Source organism: Streptomyces sp. NPDC041122 (assembly GCF_055592445.1).
The window spans coordinates 98,773-122,161 of the sequence record NZ_JBVIYQ010000012.1 but is presented as its reverse complement, the minus strand read 5'-3'; the positions used below and the strand labels follow the sequence as shown (position 1 = coordinate 122,161).

The 23,389-nt window shown below is 71.9% G+C and carries 27 protein-coding genes and 1 riboswitch; of the genes, 17 read left to right on the top strand and 10 right to left on the bottom strand.

Going from position 1 to position 23,389, the window contains the following annotated elements:
* Window positions 1-112: 112 nt before the first annotated feature.
* On the bottom strand, window positions 113-298 hold the full coding sequence (locus tag ACZ6B8_RS35180) for a hypothetical protein (protein WP_471609810.1): 186 nt from the start codon (window positions 296-298) through the stop codon (window positions 113-115).
* Between the two features lie 145 nt (window positions 299-443).
* Between ACZ6B8_RS35180 and ku the strand changes: the two genes are divergently transcribed.
* Together ku and ACZ6B8_RS35170 are read left to right on the top strand one after the other, a co-directional pair.
* A complete protein-coding gene (gene ku / locus ACZ6B8_RS35175) occupies window positions 444-1,388 on the top strand; it encodes a non-homologous end joining protein Ku (RefSeq protein WP_471609809.1) in 945 nt (314 codons plus the stop codon).
* 108 nt (window positions 1,389-1,496) lie between these two features.
* Window positions 1,497-2,180, top strand: coding sequence for an HNH endonuclease family protein (locus ACZ6B8_RS35170; RefSeq protein ID WP_471609808.1), 684 nt, complete (start codon window positions 1,497-1,499; stop codon window positions 2,178-2,180).
* Window positions 2,181-2,186: 6 nt separating this feature from the next.
* Here the strand turns inward: ACZ6B8_RS35170 and ACZ6B8_RS35165 are convergent, their stop codons facing one another.
* The 6 genes from ACZ6B8_RS35165 to ACZ6B8_RS35140 form a co-directional block, all read right to left on the bottom strand.
* Window positions 2,187-2,519 carry a DUF6233 domain-containing protein gene (locus ACZ6B8_RS35165; RefSeq protein WP_471609807.1) on the bottom strand — a complete coding sequence of 111 codons (333 nt, stop codon included), beginning with the start codon at window positions 2,517-2,519 and terminating at the stop codon, window positions 2,187-2,189.
* The gene (locus ACZ6B8_RS35160; RefSeq protein WP_471609806.1) at window positions 2,519-2,731 is read right to left on the bottom strand and encodes a LexA family protein; all 213 of its coding nucleotides are present in this window, start codon (window positions 2,729-2,731) and stop codon (window positions 2,519-2,521) included. Before ACZ6B8_RS35160 ends, ACZ6B8_RS35165 begins: the two co-directional genes overlap by 1 nt.
* 278 nt (window positions 2,732-3,009) lie before the next feature.
* A complete protein-coding gene (locus ACZ6B8_RS35155) occupies window positions 3,010-3,219 on the bottom strand; it encodes a hypothetical protein (RefSeq protein ID WP_471609805.1) in 210 nt (69 codons plus the stop codon).
* 9 nt (window positions 3,220-3,228) lie between these two features.
* A complete protein-coding gene (locus ACZ6B8_RS35150; protein WP_471609804.1) occupies window positions 3,229-3,423 on the bottom strand; it encodes a hypothetical protein in 195 nt (64 codons plus the stop codon).
* Between the two features lie 64 nt (window positions 3,424-3,487).
* Window positions 3,488-4,822, bottom strand: a complete 1,335-nt coding sequence (locus tag ACZ6B8_RS35145; RefSeq protein WP_471609803.1) for a hypothetical protein — start codon at window positions 4,820-4,822, stop codon at window positions 3,488-3,490.
* 25 nt (window positions 4,823-4,847) lie between these two features.
* A complete protein-coding gene (locus ACZ6B8_RS35140) occupies window positions 4,848-5,297 on the bottom strand; it encodes a DNA-processing protein DprA (RefSeq protein WP_471609802.1) in 450 nt (149 codons plus the stop codon).
* A gap of 64 nt (window positions 5,298-5,361) precedes the next feature.
* Between ACZ6B8_RS35140 and ACZ6B8_RS35135 the strand changes: the two genes are divergently transcribed.
* Entirely contained in the window at window positions 5,362-5,625 is a 264-nt protein-coding gene (locus tag ACZ6B8_RS35135; protein WP_471609801.1) for a hypothetical protein, read from the top strand.
* Window positions 5,622-5,939: a DUF6415 family natural product biosynthesis protein gene (locus ACZ6B8_RS35130; RefSeq protein ID WP_471609800.1), complete on the top strand. Its 318-nt coding sequence runs from the start codon at window positions 5,622-5,624 to the stop codon at window positions 5,937-5,939. Before ACZ6B8_RS35135 ends, ACZ6B8_RS35130 begins: the two co-directional genes overlap by 4 nt.
* 324 nt (window positions 5,940-6,263) lie before the next feature.
* On the opposite strand, the gene ACZ6B8_RS35125 is transcribed toward ACZ6B8_RS35130, so the two are convergent.
* Window positions 6,264-6,491, bottom strand: a complete 228-nt coding sequence (locus ACZ6B8_RS35125) for a helix-turn-helix domain-containing protein (protein WP_471609799.1) — start codon at window positions 6,489-6,491, stop codon at window positions 6,264-6,266.
* A 235-nt stretch (window positions 6,492-6,726) separates the two neighbouring features.
* Between ACZ6B8_RS35125 and ACZ6B8_RS35120 the strand changes: the two genes are divergently transcribed.
* The 9 genes from ACZ6B8_RS35120 to ACZ6B8_RS35080 all read left to right on the top strand — a co-directional run bounded on the left by ACZ6B8_RS35120 (window position 6,727) and on the right by ACZ6B8_RS35080 (window position 14,919).
* The gene (locus ACZ6B8_RS35120) at window positions 6,727-6,966 is read left to right on the top strand and encodes a hypothetical protein (protein WP_471609798.1); all 240 of its coding nucleotides are present in this window, start codon (window positions 6,727-6,729) and stop codon (window positions 6,964-6,966) included.
* A 391-nt stretch (window positions 6,967-7,357) separates the two neighbouring features.
* Window positions 7,358-8,386: a Gfo/Idh/MocA family protein gene (locus tag ACZ6B8_RS35115; RefSeq protein ID WP_471072242.1), complete on the top strand. Its 1,029-nt coding sequence runs from the start codon at window positions 7,358-7,360 to the stop codon at window positions 8,384-8,386.
* On the top strand, window positions 8,386-9,396 hold the full coding sequence (locus tag ACZ6B8_RS35110) for a Gfo/Idh/MocA family protein (RefSeq protein ID WP_471609797.1): 1,011 nt from the start codon (window positions 8,386-8,388) through the stop codon (window positions 9,394-9,396). Before ACZ6B8_RS35115 ends, ACZ6B8_RS35110 begins: the two co-directional genes overlap by 1 nt.
* A gap of 147 nt (window positions 9,397-9,543) precedes the next feature.
* Window positions 9,544-10,998, top strand: coding sequence for an MFS transporter (locus tag ACZ6B8_RS35105; protein WP_471609796.1), 1,455 nt, complete (start codon window positions 9,544-9,546; stop codon window positions 10,996-10,998).
* Window positions 10,998-11,453, top strand: coding sequence for a MarR family winged helix-turn-helix transcriptional regulator (locus tag ACZ6B8_RS35100; protein WP_471072233.1), 456 nt, complete (start codon window positions 10,998-11,000; stop codon window positions 11,451-11,453). Before ACZ6B8_RS35105 ends, ACZ6B8_RS35100 begins: the two co-directional genes overlap by 1 nt.
* Before the next feature lie 106 nt (window positions 11,454-11,559).
* Window positions 11,560-12,918, top strand: coding sequence for a radical SAM protein (locus ACZ6B8_RS35095; RefSeq protein WP_362361309.1), 1,359 nt, complete (start codon window positions 11,560-11,562; stop codon window positions 12,916-12,918).
* 76 nt (window positions 12,919-12,994) lie between these two features.
* Window positions 12,995-13,104, top strand: a riboswitch (SAM riboswitch).
* A 45-nt stretch (window positions 13,105-13,149) separates the two neighbouring features.
* Window positions 13,150-13,521, top strand: a complete 372-nt coding sequence (locus ACZ6B8_RS35090) for a hypothetical protein (RefSeq protein ID WP_471609795.1) — start codon at window positions 13,150-13,152, stop codon at window positions 13,519-13,521.
* Between the two features lie 75 nt (window positions 13,522-13,596).
* Window positions 13,597-14,331, top strand: a complete 735-nt coding sequence (locus tag ACZ6B8_RS35085) for an SDR family oxidoreductase (protein ID WP_471609794.1) — start codon at window positions 13,597-13,599, stop codon at window positions 14,329-14,331.
* Between the two features lie 33 nt (window positions 14,332-14,364).
* Window positions 14,365-14,919, top strand: coding sequence for a GNAT family N-acetyltransferase (locus tag ACZ6B8_RS35080; RefSeq protein WP_471609793.1), 555 nt, complete (start codon window positions 14,365-14,367; stop codon window positions 14,917-14,919).
* A 19-nt stretch (window positions 14,920-14,938) separates the two neighbouring features.
* On the opposite strand, the gene ACZ6B8_RS35075 is transcribed toward ACZ6B8_RS35080, so the two are convergent.
* Both ACZ6B8_RS35075 and ACZ6B8_RS35070 read right to left on the bottom strand, forming a co-directional pair.
* Window positions 14,939-16,465, bottom strand: a complete 1,527-nt coding sequence (locus ACZ6B8_RS35075) for an amino acid permease (RefSeq protein WP_471072220.1) — start codon at window positions 16,463-16,465, stop codon at window positions 14,939-14,941.
* Window positions 16,466-16,521: 56 nt separating this feature from the next.
* Window positions 16,522-17,514: a hypothetical protein gene (locus ACZ6B8_RS35070; RefSeq protein WP_471609792.1), complete on the bottom strand. Its 993-nt coding sequence runs from the start codon at window positions 17,512-17,514 to the stop codon at window positions 16,522-16,524.
* 237 nt (window positions 17,515-17,751) lie between these two features.
* Here ACZ6B8_RS35070 and ACZ6B8_RS35065 point away from each other — a divergent pair, with 237 nt between their 5' ends.
* The 4 genes from ACZ6B8_RS35065 to ACZ6B8_RS35050 all read left to right on the top strand — a co-directional run bounded on the left by ACZ6B8_RS35065 (window position 17,752) and on the right by ACZ6B8_RS35050 (window position 23,292).
* Window positions 17,752-19,212: an FGGY family carbohydrate kinase gene (locus ACZ6B8_RS35065; protein ID WP_471609791.1), complete on the top strand. Its 1,461-nt coding sequence runs from the start codon at window positions 17,752-17,754 to the stop codon at window positions 19,210-19,212.
* Window positions 19,212-20,627 (top strand): FAD-dependent oxidoreductase, encoded by a 1,416-nt coding sequence (locus ACZ6B8_RS35060; protein WP_471609790.1) that lies wholly within the window; start codon window positions 19,212-19,214, stop codon window positions 20,625-20,627. The genes ACZ6B8_RS35065 and ACZ6B8_RS35060 overlap by 1 nt, the downstream gene beginning before the upstream one ends.
* Window positions 20,624-21,844, top strand: coding sequence for an NAD(P)/FAD-dependent oxidoreductase (locus ACZ6B8_RS35055; RefSeq protein ID WP_471072209.1), 1,221 nt, complete (start codon window positions 20,624-20,626; stop codon window positions 21,842-21,844). Before ACZ6B8_RS35060 ends, ACZ6B8_RS35055 begins: the two co-directional genes overlap by 4 nt.
* A gap of 260 nt (window positions 21,845-22,104) precedes the next feature.
* On the top strand, window positions 22,105-23,292 hold the full coding sequence (locus ACZ6B8_RS35050; RefSeq protein ID WP_471609789.1) for a thiolase family protein: 1,188 nt from the start codon (window positions 22,105-22,107) through the stop codon (window positions 23,290-23,292).
* Window positions 23,293-23,389: the final 97 nt, after the last annotated feature.

Below are 23,389 nucleotides of genomic sequence, written 5' to 3'. Positions count from 1 at the left end.
GCGGCCACCGAGGTCCCGAAGGACTCCACCGAAGTGGCTGCGAACTCAGGTGGCCGCTTTGCCACGGTAGGTGAATCCTGTATCGGTTGTCAGCCCCGCGTGCCAAGCTGCGTCAGGTCTGCGGGTGGAGCAGTTGTCCCGGCTTGGTCTCGCTGATCTTCACGCTGGTGCAGCCGTCGGCTTCGAGCTTCTTCTTGCGGTCTTCGGCGCTGCTCTTGTCGTAGCTGCACACGGTCGCGTGCGGGACGCCGTCCGGGTTGGTCCAGGTGAGGCCGTAGTTCTTCATCGTGATCGCCATGACCGCATCATCGCCGGTGGCACTGACAATCGCGGCTCGGCACTCACCGCCGATGTCGCATCCGGTACAGACGGGCGGCCTCAAGGTGCTCGCGAGGCGACTCGCTCATAGCCTGGCCTTCTCGGGGCTGTCACGGAGGTGCCCCATGCGTCCCATCTGGTCCGGCGCGATCAGCTTTGGCCTGGTCACGATCCCAATCAAGGCCCTGGCCGCGACCGAGGACCACTCGATCCGTTTCCACCAGTTCCACCTGGAGGACATGGGCCGCGTCCGCACCCGAAAAGTTTGCGAGCTGGAGGGGCGTGAGGTCGGCCAGGGCGAGATCGGCAAGGGCTATGAGGTCTCCAAGGACACGATCGTCGCCGTGACCGACCGGGAGCTGCAGGAGATGCCACTGCCGACCGCGAAGGCCATCGAGATCGTCTCGTTCGTCCCGGCCGAGAGCATCGACCCCGTCCGGATCGCGGAGGGCTACTACCTGCAGGGCGACGGGCAGGTCTCCGCGAAGCCGTACACCCTCCTGACACAGGCCCTCGCCCGGAATTCGAAGGTGGCCGTCGCGAAATTCGCGTGGCACGGCCGCGAACGGCTGGGCCTGCTGCGCGTGCAGGACGACGTCCTGGTGCTGCACGCCATGAAGTGGGACGACGAAGTCCGGAGCCCCGAGACGCTCGCGCCCCGGACTGTGGAGCTGGATGAGGCGGAGATCGACGAGGCGGTACTCCTCATCGACTCGATGACGGAAGACGGCATCGCCGACCAGGAGTGGGCCACCGACCGCTACACCACCGCCCTCGAGGAAGTCATCGCCGCGAAAGCCGACGGGAAACGGCCCCCCGCGGCGCCGGACGAGCCTGCCGCGCAGAGCGGCAAGCTGATCGACCTGATGGCCGCGCTCGAAGAGTCCGTGCAGAAGGCGAAGGCCGGCCGCGGCGAGCCCTCCGGCAAGGACGCCACCGTCCACGACATGCCGAAGAAGCGCACCGCCAAAAAGACCGCAGCGGCGAAGAAGACGACGGCCAAGAAGACGACGGCGAAGAAGACCACCACGGCGGGCAGGAAGACGGCCGCGAAGAAGCGCGGGGCGTAGGCCGCGGACGCTGGTGAGTCGTTTCTCCGGTACGACTGATCGGCCCGAGCGGGTGACGCCGGCAGGGTTCGCCTTCGCCTAGGTGCCGGCAGTCGATATCACGGGCGCATGCTCTCCTCACCGCTGCGCGCCCTCGCCGCCGCCCTCCTCGTCCTGCCCGCTGCTGCCGCCGTACCCGCCCACGCGGCACCGGCCCCCGAACCCCGCCACCTGACCCTGGCCCGGGCGATCGACGCGTTGCCGCTGGCGGCCGAGTCCCGTGACGGGTACGTCCGCAGCAGCTTCAAGCACTGGGTGGACGCCGACCGCGACAAGTGCACCACCCGCGCCGAGGTGCTGATCTCCGAGTCCCGCACCGAGCCGGTCATCGAGGGCACGTGCAAGGTCACCGCCGGCACGTGGTTCAGCTACTACGACGGGAAAACCCTCACCGACCCCAAGGGCCTGGACATCGACCACATGGTGCCGCTCGCCGAGGCCTGGGACTCCGGCGCCTCTACGTGGACGCCACGCCACCGACAGGACTACGCCAACGATCTCGACGCCGAACGCAGCCTCGTCGCCGTCACCGCAAAGTCCAACCGCAGCAAAGCCGACCAGGACCCCGCCCAGTGGCTGCCGCCGCTCGCCGACGCCTACTGCACCTACGCCGCGGACTGGACCGCGACGAAACTGCGGTGGTCGCTGACCGCGGACAAGGCTGAGGTCGCGGCCCTGCGGAAGCTCGCCGAGGGCTGCGGCCACCAGCAGGTCGAGTACGTCCCCGCACCGAAGGACACCGCCGCGGCGTGAGCAGCTTCAGTCGATGACGCCGAGCTCGGTGTCGGGCCGGCAGTGTGTGCAGGCGGCTACGCCGTCGCTGAGGTGCTGCATGGCCTGGGCGCGGTCGATGCTGCGGGTGCGCTTCCCGGTCATGTGACAGCCTCCGGCATGCACGGACACCGGGGCTTTGGCGACGCCGATGCCTATCTCGAGGAGCCATTCCGGGGCGGGCGGCCGGGCCTGTTCACCGCGGATCCGTTCGGCTTCGCGCCGTTCCTCGGCGGCGATCCACTGGCGGGTGCGCTCCAGGTCACGGAGCTGTACCCGCTCGAGGAAGCGGAGTGCGTCGAGGCGGCGGTGGTCGGTCATCAGGTGAGCCGGTAGTCCCGCCATCCGGTGCCGCGGGCCCTCTCGATGGCGCCGGCTTGCTCGAGGCGGCGCAGCTGGTACAGGACGGAGGAGGGGCTGGACAGGCCGACGGCGGCGCCGATCTCGCGGATGGTGGGTGCTTCACCGTGGTCGGCGATGTGGTTGCGGATGGAGGCGAGGACGGAGCGTTGCCGTTCGGTGATGTCGGTCATGGCTGCTCCTCGGCTCGGCGTCGGTGGGTGGTGGGTGCGCCTCTCCCAGTAGAGCACGTGTTCGATTTTGTGGGCGAATGGGACCGCGGTCCTGTCCGCGTTGTCGGTGCTCGACGCTACGCTGCTGCCATCTATCCGCGCTGTGGCTGCAGCGTTGCCGCCCCGCCCGTACAGTGCCGGGCGGGGCGCTCTGCTGGGGCGCGAGGTGATGGGCTTGGCGCGCGATCAAGGCGCTCAGTTTCACCATCAAGGCGCGAGACGGGCGGTCTGGCGCGCGCTCAGGCCGCGTCGTCCTCCGGCTCCGGGTGCCGCACGAGCTTCTTCAGCTCGGTCTCGACGGCTAGCCGCGGCTCCCCGGATTCGGCGGCGAACTCCCGGATCCGCTGCTGCACCGCGTTCGCGGTCTCCACGGTGAGGGTTCCGGCCTGGATTGCCTCCCAGGCGGAGCGTTCCAGCGCGATCAGGTCGTCAGGGAGTTCGATAGCCACGGGCGGATGTTACGCCGCCTCGACGATCCCGCCACGCAGCGACTCCGCCTGCTCGGCGCGCGTCCACTCCGCGACCAGCACCTCATACCGGACTCGGTCCTCGCCCGACAGCCGTACCTCCGGGCGGCGCATCAAAGCCCGGATCTCGTCGTTCACCACCGCGGCAGACCGCGCGGAACCACACGCCGGGGGAGTGGGGATCATGGCCCACAGTCTAAGCGGCGGGTCTGACATCACCCAGGATCCCGACGTGACCGGCATATGACGATCACGTGCCGAGAACGTCCATCAGGTGATCGTCGAGATCGGCCACAAAATCCTCCCGCCGCCACGGCCGCAGCTCCTGACGAGCCCGCCGCAGACGGATCGCAGGCACCCGACCACCCGTCGCCGACGCCGCTGCCACGCACTCATGCAGCAACTCCGCGGCCGACCGCGGGTCGCGCATCTTGACCCGCGCCAACGCTTGGTCGGTCGTCACGATCGCCCGCTGCAACTGCTCCCGCGGCGCCGACAGCGCCTCCGCGGACCGAGCGAACCGGTCGTGCGCCACCGCCGGATCACCCACATACAGCTCACAGACACCCTCGAAGCCCCGCAGATGGCCAGGAGAGAAGCTGGTGGGAGCCGGATCACCGGCATGATCGGCATCCAGGTCGTACCAGGCAAGACCGAGCGCCGCCTGCGACTGCCGCTCCTCACCCGCACGCGCCGCGATCTCCGCCTGCAACGCGTGAGCGCGCGCCCGCACCAGAGTCGAATCCCCGGACCGAGCCGCACGCACCGCCTCATCGACGAGGAGCCGGGCAGACGCGATGCCCTGAGTCGAGTAGAGGGTCACCAGGGCATGGCTCATGTGGACGCCGGCCCGCCGCCACGGCTGCTCAAGCAGCCCCGCCTCCCGGGTCGCCTCCGCATACAGAGCACGGGAGGCGGCATCGTCACGTGTCTCGAAAGCCAAGCGGCCGGCGAGCGCGCAAGCGGCGACCGCGGTATCCCGCAGACGGGGCAGCAGCGGTTCCGGGGACGGCCCGGCCAGCAGGCGACGGCACGCCTCGACGGCCGGTGCGAGCATCAACTGCAGCCGGACGAACGGCAAAGAGCCCACCTGCAAGTTCACGCCCGACACCACCGAGGCCAACCCGGTCACGACGTCGTCATCGACGCCCGTCGGGTCAGCCAGCGCTGAGGCGAGCCCGGCCTGGACGCCCGGCGCGAGGAACGCGAGCATGCCGCCGCCCTCGTCAGTGACTGCCCGCACCATCGTCGACCTCAGCTCGGCGATGCGCTGCTCGCTCTCCCCGAACAGTCGCAGCGCCTCCATGAGGACGTCGAAGTCCGAGCCGGCACCGACGGCTGGCTGACCCGCAGGGGTACGCGCATACAGGTGGGCGAGGAGCAGCTGGTACCGCTCGTCCGGCACCGTCGGACGGGCGGCCTCCCAGCGGGCCACCGACCGCTGCACGGACGCGACCGCAGGCAGGTGCGGCTGATGCAGCTCCTGGGCGTGCTCGATGAGGGCACGGGCGACGTCGGACAGCGACAGCCCGCGGCGATGCCGCAGCCGCTTCAGTGCGGCAGCCCCGGCGGCTCTGTGGTCCATCCGGCCATAGTGGCGCAGACGTTGCCTATACGGGCACGATCAGCCTCGGCTTACCCATATCGGAGGTGTAGGTGAGGGTCTGCCAGGTCCCGGACTGTGGCTCATCGCTCTTGGGGAATCCGATGGTCATCCCTGCCCGGTCGACCATCCACCGGTTCCGTGCGTGAAAGGCGGCCGACCGCAGTTCCGGCGCCCCGAGTTCGACGATCTCCTTGATGCGGTCCCGTACCCGGGTGATCGCCTGGCGGGCTTCGGCCGGCTGCTGGTCGACCGTGCCGGGGGTGACGACGGTGATCTGTGCGCCCGTGTTCCCGGCCAGCCACAGCAGGCTGAGGGAGTCGATGCCCTTCGCGCCGCCGATGTAGAAGTGCGCGTCGCGGGTGAACGGACCGAGGTAGTCGGCGAAGATCCGGGCGTACTCGTCGAGGCTGCGATGCCCTGTGCTGCGTGTGCCCGTGATAGCAACCGTCCGCATGATCCACTCCGTGTCATAGGTTGTCATATCCCGCCCCCACCAGCGGGATTGAGATCGTCAAAGCGTGGACAAAGACGACCTGCACCGACTCGGTGAACACCTCGAGAGCCGAGGCCTCCGTGTAACCGCACACGGCCCCGAGCCGAAACTCAACGTATCCAACCCCCTCAACTCACACCTCGCCGAAGAGATCCAACTCATCGGCAGCCGATACCTCACCAGCTTCGATTACGAGGTCGGCGAACGAGGAGACGAGCAGGCATGCGCCGAACGCATCGCCCGCATCCTCGCCGTCGGCGGGGCCCCGAGGGCGGAGCGGCCCTCATGAGCGCCCCGACATTTCAGGAGCTCATCGACCGCGCACGCGCCGCCTGCCGCGACCTGCCGCCCCCGGAACAGCTCGCCGACCTCGACGCCCGGCTGCGCGCGCACATCGCCCAGCTCATGCCCGTCGTACAGGGCCAGTTCGAAGCAGACAAGCAGTACTCGGTCAGCTGGTACGCGCGACGCCGGATACTGCTCGACAGCCAGGACGCCCTTGACGAAGCCCGGCAGGAGACACCTCTAGCCGCGGCCATCGGCGTCGCCGAGCTCGGCCGCCGGCTTGTCGACCTCGACTCCCTGGCCCGGGAGGAACAGTGATCTGCGCCCGCTGCGACCACCCGATCCGGTCTGGTGAGCCGTACACCACGCATGACATCCACAGCGCGTCCGCGGGCGGGTCCACGGTGCGGGTGCACCTTGACTGCCCGGGTGTACGGCCGCGAAGGTGATGTTCCGTGCACAGTGCGTGCGCAGCTCTGGCCAGCGCTTACACCACGGGTGATCAGTTCGCACCCCGTGCGAACGGAACACTGCAACGATCGCTGTACGCAGTCTTCCGCATGGCAGATATATGCATTTGAATGCCATACATCACCAGCAGAGGCGCTATGGCCCATCGCTCCCGCCTGTTGCCGGCCGGTCCTAGTGGAGGAGGTCCGTGACGTGGACGCGCAGAGCGTGCGCGACAAGCAGGAGATGGCTGAGCTTCATCTCCTCGCCGGCCTCCATGCGCTGGATGGTCGACCGGCCCAGTTCCGTGCTGAAGGAGAGCGTCTCCTGGGTCATGTCCATGTGGTGCCGGCGGACGCGGATGCGGTCACCGATGGCCCTGAGGGCGTCAGTGATCCATTCCTGCTGTTCCGCGTGCACCCGGCCAACGCTTTACCGACCATGATCATAAGTCAGCATCAGATTTGAGGCTTTCTGTGATCATGGGCGAGTGCCCAGCCTCGCACTCTCCGGGCGCCAGGACCCCGTGCCCACCCCCTGTCAGTAGCCCTGCAGCACCCTGACGCGTGCAGTAAGGCCGTAAGCAGTTGCCGGGGAGGGATTTATGCGCGTCACCCCAGTTGCCAATGCCAGCTCAACCCACGGGAGTCGGGACATGGACCGCCAGCAGATCCTCGCCCTCTATGACTGGGCGTCGGGTATCTGTTTCCATCACCCCAGCCTCGGCGCGACCGAGACCACCGTCGTCAAAACGATCCGCCCCCGAGCTGACGGCGAGTACCAAGTGCGTGCCTGCCGTGACTGCGTCATCGCCATGGAAGCCACGCGAGAGGGAGCCGCCGCGGCGTTGGGGAGCGAGTACGAACCGGGGCACGCTGGCGAGGTCCTGGGGTAGGAAAATGCACAGAGGGCTGGGATGCTGGGAAGCGAAAGCCGGGGAGTCTACGGGGAGCGTTTCACGCTTGGGGAGCGCCGGGGGAGCGCTAGGCGGCCCATCGGGTCCGCACTCGTCACTACTGGTCGCAATTCATCACAGCAGTTCAGAGGCTCGAAGCAGGCACCGCCCAACATCCGCCCTGCTCCCGGGATCGCGGTGGCCAGTTCGAGACGAACTATCCCGTGATGATGGCCGGTTCGCTCATCGCGAGCCTGCCGATGCTGCTCGTCTACGTCGTCCTGCAGCGGCACTTCGTCCAGAGCGTCGCCCTCTCCGGCTCCAAGACCTGACCCCGCCCCCCCCTCGGCACGACCACCACACCCCCACGGCAAGGAAAGGCAGCCCCTCTATGCCACCGCTCCACATCGGCCTGTTCGGCGCGGGCGGCATCGCCCGTGCCCATCTGCCCGGCTGGCTGGCGCTCGGCGCCCGGGTGAGCACGTACACCGTCGACGGTTCCGCCGAGAAGCTCGCCGCCGAGTACGCCGGGCGCGGGCACGACGTCCGGGCGGTCGACAGCCCCGACGCGCTCCTCGCGGACACGGACGCCGTCGACGTCTGCACCCCCACCCCCACCCACAAGGAACTCGCCCTCGCCGCCGTCGCCGCGGGCCGGCACGTCGTCTGCGAGAAGCCGCTCGCCCTCACCGCCCGCGACGCCGAGGAGATGGCGGCGGCCGCCGACGCGGCGGGCGTGCGGCTCCACCCCGCCCACGTGGTGCGGTACTTCCCCGCGTACGCGGCCCTGCGGCGGGCCGTGGTCCGCGGCGACCTCGGCGAGCTCGCCGTGCTGCGCTTCACACGCGGCGGGGCCAGGCCCCGGTGGGCGCCGTGGTTCGGCGACCCCGCCCAGTCCGGCGGCGTCATCATGGACCTGATGGTGCACGACATCGACATCGCCCGCTGGCTCGCGGGCGACGTCGTCCGCGTGCACGCGCGGACCCGCGGCGTCGAACGCGCCACCGGCACACCGCCCGAAGTCGTCACCGCCACCGCCGTCCTCACCCACGCCTCCGGCGCCGTCAGCCACATCAACGGCCTGTGGGGCCTGCCCGACCAGCGGTTCCGCACCACCTTCCGGGTCGCGGGCCGCGACGGCCTGCTGCACCACGACTCCACCGCCGCGCCCGGCTTCCGCATCACCGCGCAGGGCGTACGGGAGGCCGACGAAGGCATCCCCAACAGCCCCATGACCGAGAGCCCCTACCTCACCGAACTCCGCGAATTCGCGGAGTCCTGGCGGGAGGGCGGAACCGTCGACGGCGGACCCGCGCCCCGCGTGAGCGCCCGCGACGGCGTCGAGGCCGTGCGGATAGCCGAGGCCGCGGTGGAGTCCAGCCGCACCGGCCGCGTCGTCGAGATCGAGGAGGCAGCGTGATGAAGGTCGCCGTCCTGTCGTTCGCCCACGTCCACGCCGCAGGCTATCTGCGGCTCCTCGCCCGGATGCCCGGGACGGAGGTCCTCGGCTGCGACCCGGACACGGACCGCGCCGCCCCCGGTGAGGTACGCGGCCGAGCCGTCGCCGACGCCGCGGGCGCCGCGTACGCGCAGACGTACGAGGAAGCCTTCGCCTGGGGCCCGGACGCGGTGATCGTCTGCTCCGAGAACGCCCGGCACCGGCCGCTGGTCGAGCTCGCCGCGGCGCACGGTGTGCCCGTCCTCTGCGAGAAGCCGCTCGCCGCATCGGTGGCGGACGGCGAGGCGATGGTCGCCGCCTGCCGCGCCGCGGGCGTCCGGCTCGCGGTCGCCTACCCGGTGCGGTTCAGTCCCGCGTACGCCGCCGTGAAGTCGGCCGTCGCCTCGGGCGGGGCGGGGCGGGTCCTCACCGTGTCGGCCGCGAACAACGGCGCCATGCCGACCCGCGCCCGCCGCTGGTTCGCCGAGCCCGAACTCTCCGGCGGCGGCGCCCTGATGGACCACACGGTGCACGTCGCCGACCTCCTCGACGACCTCTTCGGCGAGGAGCGGGCCGTGGAGGTGTACGCGCAGACCAACAACCTCCTGTACGCGGACGAGGTCGCCGCCGAGACCGGCGGACTGGTCAGCGTCACCTATGCGAACGGCGCGGTCGCCACCATCGACTGCAGCTGGTCCCACCCCCGCTCCCACCACTCCTGGGGCGGCCTGGAGCTCACCGTCGTCGGCGAGCGGGCCACCCTGGAGATGGACGCCTTCGACCAGAAGGTGCACGGATTCAGCGAACGGCGGGGGCGCGGCATCGAGCTGCCGTTCGGCGTCGACCTGGACGAACTCATGCTGCGCGCCTTCCTGTTCGGCCCCGCGGAAGGCGGCATGACCGTCGCCGACGGAGAGGGCGGTCTGCGCACCCTGCGCATCGCGGCGGCGGGCTACGCGTCGGCCCGCGGCGGGGTGCCGGTGGCGTTGTAGAGGTGCCGGGGCGGGCGGCCCCAGACAAATGTGCCGGCCGCGCAACCTCGTATGACACCTCCGGCGCATTAGTTGTAGCCTCGCAATGGTTGTGACAACACAAATAAATGAGGCGCACCCGCGCGCACCCACCCGAGGAGTTCCGCCATGCCGGAGGACGCCGCACGCCCGCGGCCCTGGCTCGTGCTCGCCATCTGCTGCATGAGCATGCTGATCGTCAGCCTCGACAACACCATCCTGAACATCGCCCTGCCCTCCATCCAGCGTGACCTGCACACCTCGGTCTCCGGGCTGCAGTGGACCGTCGACGCCTACACGCTGGTCCTCGCCGCCCTGCTGATGCTCTCGGGCTCGACCGCCGACCGGGTGGGGCGCCGCCGCACGCTCCGGGCCGGTCTCGCGATCTTCACCGCCGCCTCCCTGCTCTGCGGTCTCGCCCCCGGCCTCGGCTGGCTCGTCGCCGCACGCATCCTCCAGGCCGTCGGCGGTTCGATGCTCAACCCCGTCGCCATGTCGATCATCAGCAACACCTTCACCGACCCCCGCCAACGGGCCCGTGCCATCGGCGTTTGGAGCGGAGTCGTCGGCATCAGCATGGCCGCCGGGCCGATCATCGGCGGAGCGCTCGTGGAGTCGGCCGGCTGGCGCTCCATCTTCTGGATCAACGTGCCGATCGGCCTGGCCGCGCTCTTCCTCACCCGCAGGTACGTGCCGGAATCACGCGCGGCCCGCCCCCGCCGGGTCGACCCCGTCGGCCAGGCACTCGTCATGGCCCTGCTGCTCAGCCTCACGTACGCCATCATCGAGTCGCCGAGCCGCGGCTGGAACTCGCCCGTCGTCGCCGGCAGCGCGGCCGCGGCGCTCTGCGCGCTCCTCGGCCTGCTGCGGTACGAACCCAGGCGCACTGACCCCCTCATCGACCTGCGGTTCTTCCGCTCCGCCCCGTTCGCGGGCGCCACCGTCATCGCGGTCGCCACCTTCGCCGGACTCGGCGGATTCCTCTTCGTCAGCTCCCTGTACCTGCAGAACGTGCGCCATCTCGACCCGCTGCACGCCGGCCTCTTCCTGCTGCCGATGGCCCTCATGGCGCTGCTCACCGCGCCGGTCTCCGGCCGCATGGTGGCCTCCCGCGGGCCCCGCACCCCGCTGCTGCTCGCCGGGACCGCGCTGTGCGCGAGCGCCGTACTGCAGGCGCTCACCTACTCCACGCACCTGCCGACGGCGGTGCTCGTCGTCGCCTACCTGCTCTTCGGCACCGGATTCGGCCTGGTCAACGCGCCCATCACCAACACGGCCGTCTCGGGGATGCCCCGCTCGCAGGCCGGCCTCGCCGCCGCCGTGGCCTCCACCAGCCGTCAGGTCGGCCAGTCCCTCGGCGTCGCCGTCATCGGCGCCCTGATGGCCGGCGGGGTGCACGCGGGCGCCGCGGGCTTCACCGACGCGGCCCGCACGGCCTGGTGGATCATCGCGGGCTGCGGCGCCGCCGTGCTGGTCACGGGTACGCTCACCTCCGGCCGCTGGGCCCGGGAAACGGCCCGGCGCACCGCGCGGACGCTCGCCGCCGAGGAGGCGGAGGGGACGAAGGAGACAGTGAAGGCCTGATGGAGCGCGCACACGACACCGAGCCGCCGGCGGCGGACGACGCGGCCCTCAGGACGGCGACCCGGGTCTGGCAGGGAATGAGCACCCTGGTCCTCGACCGGCACAACCGCCGCAAGGCGGTGGCCGAGAGCCTCGGCATGAGCTTCAGCCGCATCAGGGCGCTGCGCCGCCTCACCGGCGACCCGATCACGCTGCGGGACCTGACCGAGCGGCTGGGCAGCGACCCGCCCTACACCACCGTCATCGTCGACGACCTGGTCCGCCGCGGCCTCGCCGAACGCCTCACCAACCCCGACGACCGCCGGTCCAAGCTGGTCCGCCTCACCGAGGACGGCCGGGCCGCGGCCGCCCGCGCCACCGCGATCCTCACCACACCGCCCGACGCCCTGCTGGAGCTGCCGGAAGCGGACATCGAGGCGCTCGACCGCGTTCTGGCGCGACTGTTGAAAGCATAGCCGCGCGGCGCGGCCGCCCTACGACCGGAGCCCGGTCCCGAACGGATCGGCCGGGTATTAGCGTGGACGGGACAGATCGACCGACAGGATCCGAGGTGCCCGGCCCATGCCAAGCCGCAGCGAGAGCCGTACCGAGCTCATCGAGTCACTCATGGAGCGGTTCCCGCACGTGCCGCGGGAAGCCGTCATCAAGGAGGATCTGCTGCGCGGCGGCATCGCCTTCGACGAGTCGGCGCTGAGCGACAACGAAGGCGGCGAGGTCAAGCCGAAGTCGTACTTCATCTTCTCCTTCGACCACGGCACGCTCCCCGAACTGGGCGCCGCCGCGCTGCGCCGCCCGCCGGAGGAGATCGTCCTCACCGGCGGCCCCTACGAGCTGCGCCGCACCGTGGTCTCGGTCCGTGTGAACCCGTCCTCGCCCTACCGCGTGGCCGCCGACGACCACGGCGTGCTCGGCCTCTACCTGGACGGCGCCCGGATCTCCGACGTCGGCCTGCCGCCGATGCCGGACTACTACCGGCACACGCTGGAGAACGGCAAGTCGGTGATGGAGGTGGCACCCACCATCCAGTGGGGCTACCTCATCTACCTGACGGTCTTCCGGGTCTGCCAGTACTTCGGCGCCAAGGAGGAGTGCCAGTACTGCGACATCAACCACAACTGGCGCCAGCAGAAGGCGGCGGGCCGCCCCTACACGGGCGTGAAGCCGATGGACGAGGTCCTCGAGGCCCTCGCCATCATCGACAAGTACGACACGAACAAGTCGTCCACCGCGTACACGCTCACCGGCGGCGCCATCACCACGCGTCTCCAGGGCAAGGACGAGGCCGACTTCTACGGCCAGTACGCGAAGGCCATCGAGGAGCGCTTCCCGGGCCGCTGGATCGGCAAGGTCGTCGCCCAGGCGCTGCCCAAGGCGGACGTGCAGCGCTTCCACGACTACGGCGTGCGGATCTACCACCCCAACTACGAGGTGTGGGACCCCTACCTCTTCGAGCGGTACTGCCCCGGCAAGGAGCGCTACGTCGGCCGTGACGAGTGGCACCGCCGCATCCTGGACTCCGCCGAAGTGTTCGGGCCGCGCAACGTCATCCCCAACTTCGTCGCGGGCGTGGAGATGGCGGAGCCGTTCGGCTTCAAGACGGTCGACGAGGCCATCGACTCCACCGTCGAGGGCCTGCAGTACTTCATGTCGCGCGGCATCACGCCCCGCTTCACCACGTGGTGCCCGGAGCCCACGACACCGCTCGGCAAGGCCAACCCGCAGGGCGCCCCGCTGGAGTACCACGTGCGGCTCCTGGAGGCCTACCGCGCCACGATGGAGGCCAACGGCCTGTCGTCGCCCCCCGGTTACGGCCCCGCGGGCCCCGGCAACGCGGTCTTCTCGGTCAGCTCGTTCATGGACAGCCTGCCCGCCGAGGCGGCCGCCCCGGAGGACGCGGTCGTTCCGGCCGAAGCGCCGTAGGCCCCGCCCGGAGGCCTGCCCGAGGGCGCGAGAAACCCCGGGCAGGCCTCCGGGACACCGTGTTACGGTCGGTGCGGGTCACGAGTTCCAGCGTCAAGCCCCGGCTCGCTGGACGGCACCCCGCTCCGTCGCGGGTGCCCCGGGTGACGACCCGCCCCGTGCGACGTGCACGGGGAACGGCGGATCACCGGGGTCGGCGACACCCGGGGTCCACGACTCCGGAGGCGCACCATGACGCACCAGCACGCCACCCCCACCCCCACTCCTGCGGTCGAAGACGTCGAGCAGGTCGAGAAAGAGGTCGACCAGGTCGAGCGGGTCGACGTACTGCTCTCCTCGTACGACGTACGCGACGACGGTCTGATCCCGCTCCACCTCCTCGGCCCGACCCTGGGCGCCCCCGCCGCGCTGCGCACCCTTGAGCCGGAACGGCTGCGGGCGCAGCTGCGCGCCCACCACGGCGTCGTCCAGTGGGAGCCCGGCCGCGGGCTGCTGCGGCTGCGGCACGGCACCGGCCGCGCCACCCTGATCCCGCTGGCGCCGGACCTGCCCACCGGCCGGCAGGACCTGCCCGCCGGTCAAGATCACCGCTCCGTAGGATGACGGCGTGATCCGGACGCGGGCGACCCCCGCGTCCGGGCGGCGCGACAGTCAGCCACCCAGAGCCGGAGGTCCCCCGTGCAGCACCAGCCCGTCACCGTCGTCACCGGCGGCAGCCGAGGCATCGGCGCGGCCGTCAGCGCCCGTCTCGCCGAGGACGGCCACGACATCGTCATCGGCTACCACTCCGACGAGGTGGCCGCCGAAGAGGCCGCCGACGCGGTCCGCGCGGCCGGCCGCCGCTGCGTCACCGTCCGGGTCGACACCGCCGACGAGGCCGATGTCGACCGCCTCTTCGACACCGCCGCCGCCGAACTCGGCCCGGTCACCGGCCTGGTGAACAACGCCGGCGTGAGCGGCCCCGTCGGGCCTCTCGCGCAGGCCGACACCGAGGGCATGCGCCGGGCGCTCGAAGTGAACGTCCTCGGCTATCTGCTCTGCGCGCGGCGCGCGGTGCGGGACCTGACGGCGAACGGCGGCGGCGCGATCGTGAACATCTCGTCCGCCGCGGCCACCCTCGGAGCCCCCGGCGAGTACGTCCACTACGCGGCGGCCAAGGGCGCCGTCGACACGATGACGGTCGGCCTGTCCAAAGAGGTCGCCGGCGACGGCATCCGCGTCAACGCCGTTGCCCCCGGCGTGATCTGGACCGAGTTCCACGCCGACCCCGAGCGCCCCGCGAAGCTCGCGGCGGGCATCCCCCTGGGACGCTCGGGGCAGCCGTCGGAGATCGCGGCGGCCGTCTCCTGGCTGCTCTCGGACGACGCGTCGTACGCGACCGGCACGGTCGTACGGGTGGCCGGCGGCCGCTGACGCCGGCCGCACGGCGGCTCGTACGCTGGGCGCATGATCAGTGGAACGGGCACGCTCGCGACCGACGTCCTCATCCGCCCCGTCACGCTCGAGGACGCCGAGGCGCTCGCGCGTGCCTACCGGCGCAACCGCGCGCACCTCGACCCGTGGGACCCGGCCCGACCCGCCTCCTTCTACACCGCGCAGGGCCAGGCGGAGCGGACCCGGGCACAGTTGGCGGAGGGCCGTGCGGGCCGGTCCGCGCACTGGGTGCTGGAGAGCGGCGACGAGATCGTCGGTCACGCCGCCCTGTCGAACATCGTGTACGGCCTGCTGCGCAGCGGGAACCTCGGCTACTGGATCGACGCGGAGCAGGTGGGCCGCGGCCTGGCCACCGCCGCCGCGCGGCACGTGTGCGAGGCCGCCGACACCCAACTCGGCCTGCACCGTGTCGAGGCGGGCACCCAGCCGCACAACACCGCGTCCCGGCGCGTGCTCACGAAGTGCGGCTTCGAGGAGTACGGGGTCGCGCCGCGCCTGCTGTTCATCAAGGGCGCCTGGCGCGACCACCGGCTCTTCCAGAAGATCCTCAACGACCGCCCCGCGTGAGGCGGTTCGGCACCGCGACTCAGACGATGTTCTCCGCGACCTCGGCCTGCTCGCGGTCCGAACCGTACGCCTGCGGCGTGCTGTAGGAGCGGCGCGCCACGAACCACCACACGGTGGCCAGGAGCAGCACCACGGCGAGCGCGATCGACGCGTAGTTCATCGAGTCGACGGTCACCGGCGAGGCCTGCGGCAGGCAGAACAGCACCGTCACGAACAGCACCCAGAGCACCGCGATCCAGCCGACCGGCTTGCTCCAGCGGCCGAGGTTCCACGGGCCCGGCTGGAATCGGTCGCCCGCGCGCAGCCGCAGATAGATCGGGATGGCGTACGCGGGGGTGATGCCGATGACGTTGATGGCGGTCACCGCCGTGTACGCGGTCGTCGAGTACAGCGAGGGCAGCGCGATGACCGCGGCGAGCCCCACCGACAGCCATACCGCGGGGACCGGCACCTGGGTACGGGAGCTGACCTTGCGCCAGATCGCGGAGCCGGGCAGCGCGTTGTCGCGGCTGAACGCGAACACCATGCGGCTGGCAGCGGCGGTCTCGGCGTTGCCGCAGAACAGCTGCGCCACGATCACGATGAGCAGCAGCGCCGTCGCGCCGGACTCGCCGATCGCGTCGATCATGATCTGCGCGGGCGGCACGCCGGTCGCGCTCTCCTGGGCGCCCACGTAGTCCTGGATGGCGAAGGTCAGTCCGGCGAGCAGGATGAAACCGGCGATCCACGACGCCCAGATGGCGCGCACGATGCCGCGCGCCGCGGTCACCGAGGCGTTGGAGGTCTCCTCCGACAGGTGCGCGGACGCGTCGTAGCCGCAGAACGTGTACTGGGCGAGGAGCAGGCCGATGGCCGTCACGTAGAGCGGGTTGTCCCAGCCGGTGCCGTTCACGAACTCGCCGAACACGAAGGACGGCGACTGGTGGTGGTCGGGCACGATCGCGAGGACGCCGACGATCACGGTGACGCCGGCCACGTGCCACCACACGCTGATCGAGTTGAGCAGGCTGACCAGACGCACGTTGAACAGGTTCAGGACGGCGTGCAGGAGCAGGATGCACAGAAAGATCAGGAAGGTCTTCTCGGGGGTCGGCGTGAAGCCGAACTTCAGGTTGAGGAACGCGCCGGTGAACAGCGCGGCGCCGTAGTCGATGCCCGCTATCGCGCCGAGCAGCCCGAGCAGGTTGAGCCACCCCGTGTACCAGCCCCACCGGCGTCCGCCGAGCCGGTCGGCCATGTAGTACAGGGCGCCCGACGTCGGGTACGCGCTGGTGACCTCGGCGAGCGCCATGCCGACGCAGAGCACGAACAGGCCGACGCCCGCCCAGCCCCAGAGCATCACGGCGGGGCCGCCGGTGTTCATGCCGAAGCCGTACAGCGTCATGCAGCCGGAGAGGATGGAGATGACCGAGAAGCTGATGGCGAAGTTGCCGAAGCCGCCCATGCGGCGGGCCAGGACGGGCTGGTAGCCGAGTTCTCTCAGGCGTTGTTCCTCGTCCTGGCGTGGCGCTGGGACGGTGCTCGACGACCAGGTGGTGCGGGACACGGTGGGACCTCCGGGGGAGCGGCGGGGGGCGCGGGGAGCAGGGGCGGACGGGTGGGCTAGCCGGGGCCGCGGGACGCGCTGAAGCAGCGGGCGCGGGCCTGGACGAAGACCTCGGCGGCGGCGTCGGCGTCGCCGGGGGAGTGGGTGCGGTACGCCCACGGGACTGTGGTGAAGAACGGGTCGAGGGCCTGGAAGACCCGTGAGGCGTCGTGGAACTGGTGCGCGCCCCACAAGGCGTGGGCGAGGTAGTTCAGGTCGAGCAGCGAGGTCGCGGAGGGCGTCGTGTGGTCGAACCACAGCTGCAGGGCGAGCAGCGCGGAGCGCGTGGCGTCCTCGGATATCCAGTGCAGGTCGAGGGCCTGCTCCTGCCCGGACTCCCGGCGGTACCGCTCGACGCGCACGTAGAGCGGCAACAGGTGCAGTGCGGAGCCGGCGGGCGCGGCGGCCGACGCCCACTGCACGAAGTTGTACGCCTCGGTGAGTGGGCCTCCGGCGCGGCGCCCGTACACGAACTGCAGCATCCGGTGGTACGCCTCGCGGTTGCCCGGATCCCGCTTGTCGGCCTCGGCGAGCAGCTGCCAGGGGCCTGGGAAGAGCATCGGCTCGGGCGGCGCCGCCCGGTGCTCGTCCCATCGCTGGCCCACGTCGAGCTGGGCCAGGGCGAGCAGACAGATCCACGGCACTGGGTCCTCGGGCGACAGGGCCGACGCGTCGCCGCACGCGGCGACGGCCTCGCGCCACAGGTCGTTGGTCTTGTGGTGCCCCGTGCGGTGGGCGCGCAGGGCGCGCTCCACCAGGACGCGGGCGTGCAGCACGGCGGCCGACGCGCTGTGCGGCTCCTCGGCACGCCAGGCCCGCACCACGTCGGAACCGGCGACGGCGGCGCCGAGGACCTGTGTGCGTTGTGTCCACAACCCCCAGTCGGGTGTCTCGGTCAGCAGGTTGCGCGTGGAGACCCAGCGACCGGTCCTGAGGTCCTGGAGCACCGCGCGCAGCGCTTCGTCGTGGCCTGCCGGGTGGTACACCGGGCGGCCTAACGCCATGGGCATGAGTCCTCTGTTGGGGGAAGAGGGCGGAGGTTGAACGGTTGAACGATGTGGGTGTTACGGGAGTTGAGGATGTGACATGGCCGACAGTGTAGATCCGGCCCTTCCGGTGCCAAGGCCATTCGTGGATCTTTTGTGACCTTGATTTGTCAACACGGCACGCCGATCGGTCATTTGGTGTGCAGAACGTGTCATTCAGGTCCCTTGACGCCTTCCGTGCCGCTGTAGCACGCTGCCGCGGTGATCACCTATGAGCGGACTTCGGCGCAGCGGCCCGTGCTCGCCGTCGACCAGGGCACGTCCGGCACCAAGGCCCTCGTCGTCTGCCCGGAACGCGGCGTGATCGGTGCGGGCACGGCCGTGGTGCGGCCCCGCTTCCTCCCCGGCGGCCTGGTCGAGGCCGACCCCGCCGAGCTCTACGGCTCCGTCGTCGAGGCGGGCCGCGCGGCGCTGGCGGACGCGGGCGAGCCGGTCGCCGCGGTCGGCCTCGCCAACCAGGGCGAGACGGTCCTCGCCTGGGACCCCGCGACCGGTGAACCGCTCACCGACGCTCTCGTCTGGCAGGACCGCCGCGCCGCCTCGGTCTGCGCCGGACTCGCCGAGCACGCCGAGGAGTTGCACGAGCTCACCGGACTGCCGCTGGACCCGTACTTCGCGGCGCCCAAGATGGCGTGGATACGCCGCCACCTCACCCGGCGCGGCGTGGTCACGACCAGCGACGCCTGGCTCGTCCACCGGCTCACCGGCACCTACGTCACCGACGCCGCGACGGCCGGCCGCACCCAGCTCCTCGACCTCGACACGGTCCAGTGGTCACCGCGCGCACTGGAACTCTACGGACTCGGCGACGAGCGTCTGCCCGAGGTCGTCGACGCCGCCGGACCCGTCGGGACGACCACCGCCTTCGGCCCCGAACTCCCCGTCACCGGACTCCTCGTGGACCAGCAGGCCGCCCTGCTCGCGCAGGACGTGACCACGCCGGGCAGCGCCAAGTGCACGTACGGAACGGGGGCGTTCCTGCTCGCGCAGACCGGATCGCGGCCGCGGCGCGGCGCATCGGGGCTCGTCTCGTGCGTCGCCTGGCGGCTCGCGGGGCGCAGCAGCTACTGCCTCGACGGGCAGGTGTACACGGTCGCGTCCGCCGTCCGCTGGCTCACCGACCTCGGTGTGATCGCGGGGGCCGAGGACATCGACCCCGTCGGCTCCGCCGTACCGGACGCCGGCGGCGTCACCTTCGTACCGGCCCTCGCCGGACTCGCCGCGCCGTGGTGGCGCGGCGACGTGCGCGGGTCGCTGACCGGGCTCGGCCTCGACACCACCGCGGGCCACCTGGTGCGTGCCCTGTGCGAGGGCATCGGCGCGCAGGTCGCCGCGCTCGCCGACGCGGTGGCCGCCGACCTGGGGGAGCCCCTGACGAGCCTGCGCGTCGACGGCGGCCTGACGCGCTCGGCGCTGCTCATGCAGACCCAGGCCGATCTGCTCCAGCTGCCCGTCGAGGTATCGGCGTTGCCCGACGTCACCGCGCTCGGCGCGGCCGCCGTCGCCCGGATCGGCCTCGACCCCTCCCTCGCCGTCGCCGACGCGGTCCCGGCGTGGCGGCCTGCCGCCGTCTACGAACCACGGATCGACGCGGACCGGGCGGCCGAACGCCTCGCGGGCTTCCGTTCCGCCGTGACCGCTCTGACGGAACGTACGCCCTGATGGCCGTGGTCAGGCGGGGCGCGCTGCCCGACGTGACGTACGACGTGGCCGTGGTCGGCGCGGGAGTCGTCGGCACGGCCGTCGCCCGCGACCTCGCCCGTCGCCCCGGCCTCCGCGTCGCCCTGGTGGAGGCCGCGAACGACGTCGGTGAGGGCACGTCGAAGGCGAACACGGCGATCCTGCACACCGGCTTCGACGCCGTGCCCGGCTCCCTGGAGGCCCGCCTGGTCCGCGAGGGCAGCCGACTGCTCGCCGCGTACGCCGCCGAGACCGGCATCGCCGTCGAACCCGTCGGCGCCCTGCTGGTCGCCTGGAACGCCGAACAACTCGCCGCCCTCCCGCAGCTGTTGGAGAAGGCGGAACGCAACGGCTACGAGGACGCCCGCATCATCGGCGCCGCGGAGGTCAGGGCCCGCGAGCCGCACCTGGGTCCCGGCGCCCGCGGCGCACTCGACGTCCCCGGCGAGAGCATCATCTGCCCCTGGACCACCACCCTCGCCTACGCCACCCAGGCGGTCCGCGCGGGGGTGGACCTGCTCCTCAACTGCCGCGTGGAGGACGTCGGTCCGTCGGCCGACCCGCATGTGCTGATCACCGGCCGTGGCCCGGTGCGCGCCCGTTACCTCGTCAACGCCGCCGGTCTGCACGCCGATTCCCTCGACCGGCTCCTCGGCCACGACGACTTCACCGTCACCCCGCGCCGCGGCCAGCTTCTCGTCTTCGACAAGCTCGCCCGCGACCTGGTGCGGCACATCCTGCTGCCGGTCCCCACGGCGCTCGGCAAGGGCGTCCTGGTGGCGCCGACCGTGTACGGGAACGTCCTGCTCGGACCCACCGCCGAGGAGCTCGACGACAAGACGGCCACCGGATCGACGGCCGACGGCATCGCCGCCCTGCGCGAACAGGGCGGCCGCATCCTCCCGGAGCTGCTCGACGAGGAGGTCACCGCGGTCTACGCCGGACTGCGCGCCGCCACCGAGCACGACGACTACCGCATCAGCGCCGACAAGGAGCAACGCCGCGTCACCGTCGGCGGCATCCGCTCCACCGGCCTCACCGCCTCCCTGGCCATCGCCGCCCACGTCACCGAACTGCTCGGCGCCACGGGACTGCACCTGCCCGGGCCCCGTGAGCTGCCGGCCGTCCGCATGCCGAACCTCGGCGAGGCCTTCCCGCGCCCCTGCGAGCGCGCCGACCTCATCGCGGCCGACCCCGCGTACGGCGACGTGGTCTGTCACTGTGAGCGCGTGAGCCGCGGCGAGATCCGCGACGCGCTCGCGTCGGCCGTGCCACCGGGCTCGCTGGACGGGCTGCGCCGTCGCACCCGGGCGCGGAGCGGCCGCTGCCAGGGCTTCTACTGCGGTGCCGAGGTGCGGGAACTCTACGAACGGGGTGCGGAGTTGGGTACCGGATGAGGCGCGAGCGCATCGTCGACGTACTGGTCGTCGGCGCGGGGCCCGCGGGTCTCGCCACCGCGGCCGGTCTCGCCGCGTCGGGGGCCGGCGAGGTCGAGGTCGTGGACCGGGAACGGCAGGCGGGCGGGGTCCCCCGGCACTGTCTGCACGGCGGCTTCGGACGCCTCGGGATGACCGGGCCGCAGTACGCGGAGCGCTGCGTGGCGGCGGCCGTGGGTCACGGCGCTGTCCTGCGGACCGGGGTGAGCGTGACCGCGTGGGCGGCGCCGCTCACCGTGGACACCACCAGCCCGCGCGGCCTTGAGCGCATCACCGCCCGCGCGGTCGTCCTCGCCACGGGCGCCCGCGAACGGCCCCGCGCCGCACGCCTCGTACCGGGCACCCGGCCCGCCGGGGTCCTCACCACCGGCGAGCTCCAGCAGGCCGTCCACCTGCACGGACAGCGGGTCGGCAGCCGGGCCGTCGTGGTCGGCGCCGAGCCGGTGAGCTACGCCGCCCTGGACACCCTGCGGCGGGCCGGGGTCGCCGTCGCCGCGCTGGTCACCGAGCATCCGCGCCACCAGGCGGCACGGGCCCGCGCCCTCGACGCCCGGCTGCGGCACGGCGTCCCCCTGCTCACGGACGCCACGGTCACCGAACTCCTCGGCCGCGGCCGCCTTTCGGGCGTCGCGCTGCGGCACCGGGACGGCAGGACGGCGCACGTCGCCTGCGACACCGTCGTCTTCACCGGCGACTTCGTACCGGACCACGAACTGGCCCGGCGCGGCGGCCTGTCGATGGACCCGGGCACCCGGGGCCCGGCGGTCGACGGCGACTTCCGCACCGACGCGCGCGGCGTCTTCGCGGTGGGCAACGTCCTGCACGCCGCCGAGCCGGCCCGCGCGGTGGCGCACGAGGGGAGCGTGGCGGCGGCGGCCGTGCGGCGCTATCTCCACGACGGCGACTGGCCCTCGACGACGGTGCCGCTGCGGGTCGCCGCGCCGCTCGCCTGGGTCGCCCCGAACCGGCTGACCGCGGACGAGCCGAGCGAGGGGTTCGTGCTGCGGACCGCCGCGTTCCTCGCGCGCCCGGCGCTGGTGATCACGCAGGACGGCAGGACCCTGCACCGCGCCGGCCTGCGCCGCCCGGCCCTTCCGAACCGCCCGTTCCGCATCTCCGGAAGCTGGACGGCACGGGTGGACGCCAGGGGAGGCGCGGTGCGGGTCGCGCTGGCGTAGCGGCCGGGCGCGGGCCCCGGCGGACGGGTGCCGGTGCGCGCTCTCGACCGGTGGTACGCAGGCGCGGCACGCCCTGCCCGGTCGGCGCGCCCGAACCCCTCTTCCCATCGCCCCCGCCTCCCGCATACACTCCAAAACTAGCAGCGCTAATTTACGTGGCGACTCGACCCACTCGACCTACGCAGCGACTCGATCCACCCGAGCCACACCCCCGCGAGACCGAAGCACCGAGACCCCGCAGAACGATCCGGAGCCGTATCGTGCGCACCGTCCACTTCGCCGCCGCCCGCCGCACCCCCATCGGCAGACTCCGCGGCGCCCTCTCCTCCGTCCGCCCCGACGACCTCGCAGCGGGCGTCGTGAAGGGGCTCCTCGCCGACATCCCGCAGCTGGACCCCGCCCGGATCGACGACGTCTACTGGGGCGCCGCCAACCAGGCGGGCGAGGACAACCGCAACGTCGCGCGGATGGCCGTCCTCCTCGCGGGCCTCCCGGAGTCGGTGCCCGGAGCGACCGTGAACCGGCTGTGCGCCTCCGGCCTCGAAGCCGTCACGACCGCCGCGCGCACCGTCGCCGCCGGCGAGGCGGACATCGTCCTCGCGGGCGGGTCCGAGTCGATGAGCCGCGCGCCGTTCGTCCTGCCCCGCCCCGACGAGGCGCTGCCGCACCGCATGGAGACCGCCGACACCCGCCTCGGCTGGCGCCTGACGAACCCGGCGATGAAGGACCTGCACGGAGTCCTCGCGATGGGCGAGACGGCCGAGGAGGTCGCCGCGCGGCACGGCATCACCCGGGAGCGCCAGGACGAGTTCGCGCTGCGCAGCCACCAGCGGGCCGCCGCCGCCCGCAAGGACGGCCACTTCGACGACGAACTCCTCCCCGTCACCCGGCCGGACGGCATCGTCGTCGACACCGACGAGTGCGTGCGCGAGGACACCTCGTACGAGAAGCTCAGCGGTCTGCGGCCGGTCTTCCGTAAGGACGGCACCGTCACCGCGGGCAACGCGTCGCCGATGAACGACGGGGCCGCCGGGCTGCTGCTCGTCAGTGAGGAGGCGCTGAACGACCTCGGCCTGGAATCCCTCGGGCGGTACGCGGCGGGCGCCTCCGCGGGCGTCCACCCGGACGTCATGGGCATCGGCCCGGTCCCCGCCACCCGGAAGGTGCTCGACCGGGTCGGCTGGCGCATCGACGACCTGCACGAGGCGGAGTTCAACGAGGCGTTCGCCGCGCAGGCGCTGGCCTGCGTCGACGCCCTCGGCATCGACCCGGAGCTGGTCAACCCCTCCGGCGGGGCCATCGCGCTCGGCCACCCCCTCGGCTGCTCCGGCGCCCGCATCCTCACCACCCTGCTGCACCGCATGCGCCGCACCGGCGCCACCCGGGGCCTCGCGACCATGTGCGTGGGCGTGGGGCAGGGCAGCGCGCTCCTGGTCGAGCGCGACTGACGACGGGCCGGCGCCGCCGACGCGGCGGCGCGGCCTGACAGCGGCGGTGTGTGCGCGCCGCCGCCGTCAGGAAACGAAGTGCCGTACCAAACGCCCC

What these genes read in the sequence shown, in the direction of transcription:
- ACZ6B8_RS35140 (WP_471609802.1), bottom strand. Translation starts at nt 5,297, where the DNA reads ATGCGGACGGTTGCTATCACGGGCACACGCAGCACAGGGCATCGCAGC.
- ACZ6B8_RS35060 (WP_471609790.1), top strand. Translation starts at nt 19,212, where the DNA reads ATGGCCGTGGTCAGGCGGGGCGCGCTGCCCGACGTGACGTACGACGTG.
- ACZ6B8_RS35070 (WP_471609792.1), bottom strand. Translation starts at nt 17,514, where the DNA reads ATGCCCATGGCGTTAGGCCGCCCGGTGTACCACCCGGCAGGCCACGAC.
- ACZ6B8_RS35165 (WP_471609807.1), bottom strand. Translation starts at nt 2,519, where the DNA reads ATGACCGACCACCGCCGCCTCGACGCACTCCGCTTCCTCGAGCGGGTA.
- ACZ6B8_RS35150 (WP_471609804.1), bottom strand. Translation starts at nt 3,423, where the DNA reads ATGATCCCCACTCCCCCGGCGTGTGGTTCCGCGCGGTCTGCCGCGGTG.
- ACZ6B8_RS35170 (WP_471609808.1), top strand. Translation starts at nt 1,497, where the DNA reads ATGCTCTCCTCACCGCTGCGCGCCCTCGCCGCCGCCCTCCTCGTCCTG.
- ACZ6B8_RS35105 (WP_471609796.1), top strand. Translation starts at nt 9,544, where the DNA reads ATGCCGGAGGACGCCGCACGCCCGCGGCCCTGGCTCGTGCTCGCCATC.
- ACZ6B8_RS35110 (WP_471609797.1), top strand. Translation starts at nt 8,386, where the DNA reads ATGAAGGTCGCCGTCCTGTCGTTCGCCCACGTCCACGCCGCAGGCTAT.
- ACZ6B8_RS35095 (WP_362361309.1), top strand. Translation starts at nt 11,560, where the DNA reads ATGCCAAGCCGCAGCGAGAGCCGTACCGAGCTCATCGAGTCACTCATG.
- ACZ6B8_RS35145 (WP_471609803.1), bottom strand. Translation starts at nt 4,822, where the DNA reads ATGGACCACAGAGCCGCCGGGGCTGCCGCACTGAAGCGGCTGCGGCAT.
- ACZ6B8_RS35090 (WP_471609795.1), top strand. Translation starts at nt 13,150, where the DNA reads ATGACGCACCAGCACGCCACCCCCACCCCCACTCCTGCGGTCGAAGAC.
- ACZ6B8_RS35115 (WP_471072242.1), top strand. Translation starts at nt 7,358, where the DNA reads ATGCCACCGCTCCACATCGGCCTGTTCGGCGCGGGCGGCATCGCCCGT.
- ACZ6B8_RS35180 (WP_471609810.1), bottom strand. Translation starts at nt 298, where the DNA reads ATGGCGATCACGATGAAGAACTACGGCCTCACCTGGACCAACCCGGAC.
- ACZ6B8_RS35120 (WP_471609798.1), top strand. Translation starts at nt 6,727, where the DNA reads ATGGACCGCCAGCAGATCCTCGCCCTCTATGACTGGGCGTCGGGTATC.
- ACZ6B8_RS35100 (WP_471072233.1), top strand. Translation starts at nt 10,998, where the DNA reads ATGGAGCGCGCACACGACACCGAGCCGCCGGCGGCGGACGACGCGGCC.
- ku (WP_471609809.1), top strand. Translation starts at nt 444, where the DNA reads ATGCGTCCCATCTGGTCCGGCGCGATCAGCTTTGGCCTGGTCACGATC.
- ACZ6B8_RS35055 (WP_471072209.1), top strand. Translation starts at nt 20,624, where the DNA reads ATGAGGCGCGAGCGCATCGTCGACGTACTGGTCGTCGGCGCGGGGCCC.
- ACZ6B8_RS35130 (WP_471609800.1), top strand. Translation starts at nt 5,622, where the DNA reads ATGAGCGCCCCGACATTTCAGGAGCTCATCGACCGCGCACGCGCCGCC.
- ACZ6B8_RS35080 (WP_471609793.1), top strand. Translation starts at nt 14,365, where the DNA reads ATGATCAGTGGAACGGGCACGCTCGCGACCGACGTCCTCATCCGCCCC.
- ACZ6B8_RS35160 (WP_471609806.1), bottom strand. Translation starts at nt 2,731, where the DNA reads ATGACCGACATCACCGAACGGCAACGCTCCGTCCTCGCCTCCATCCGC.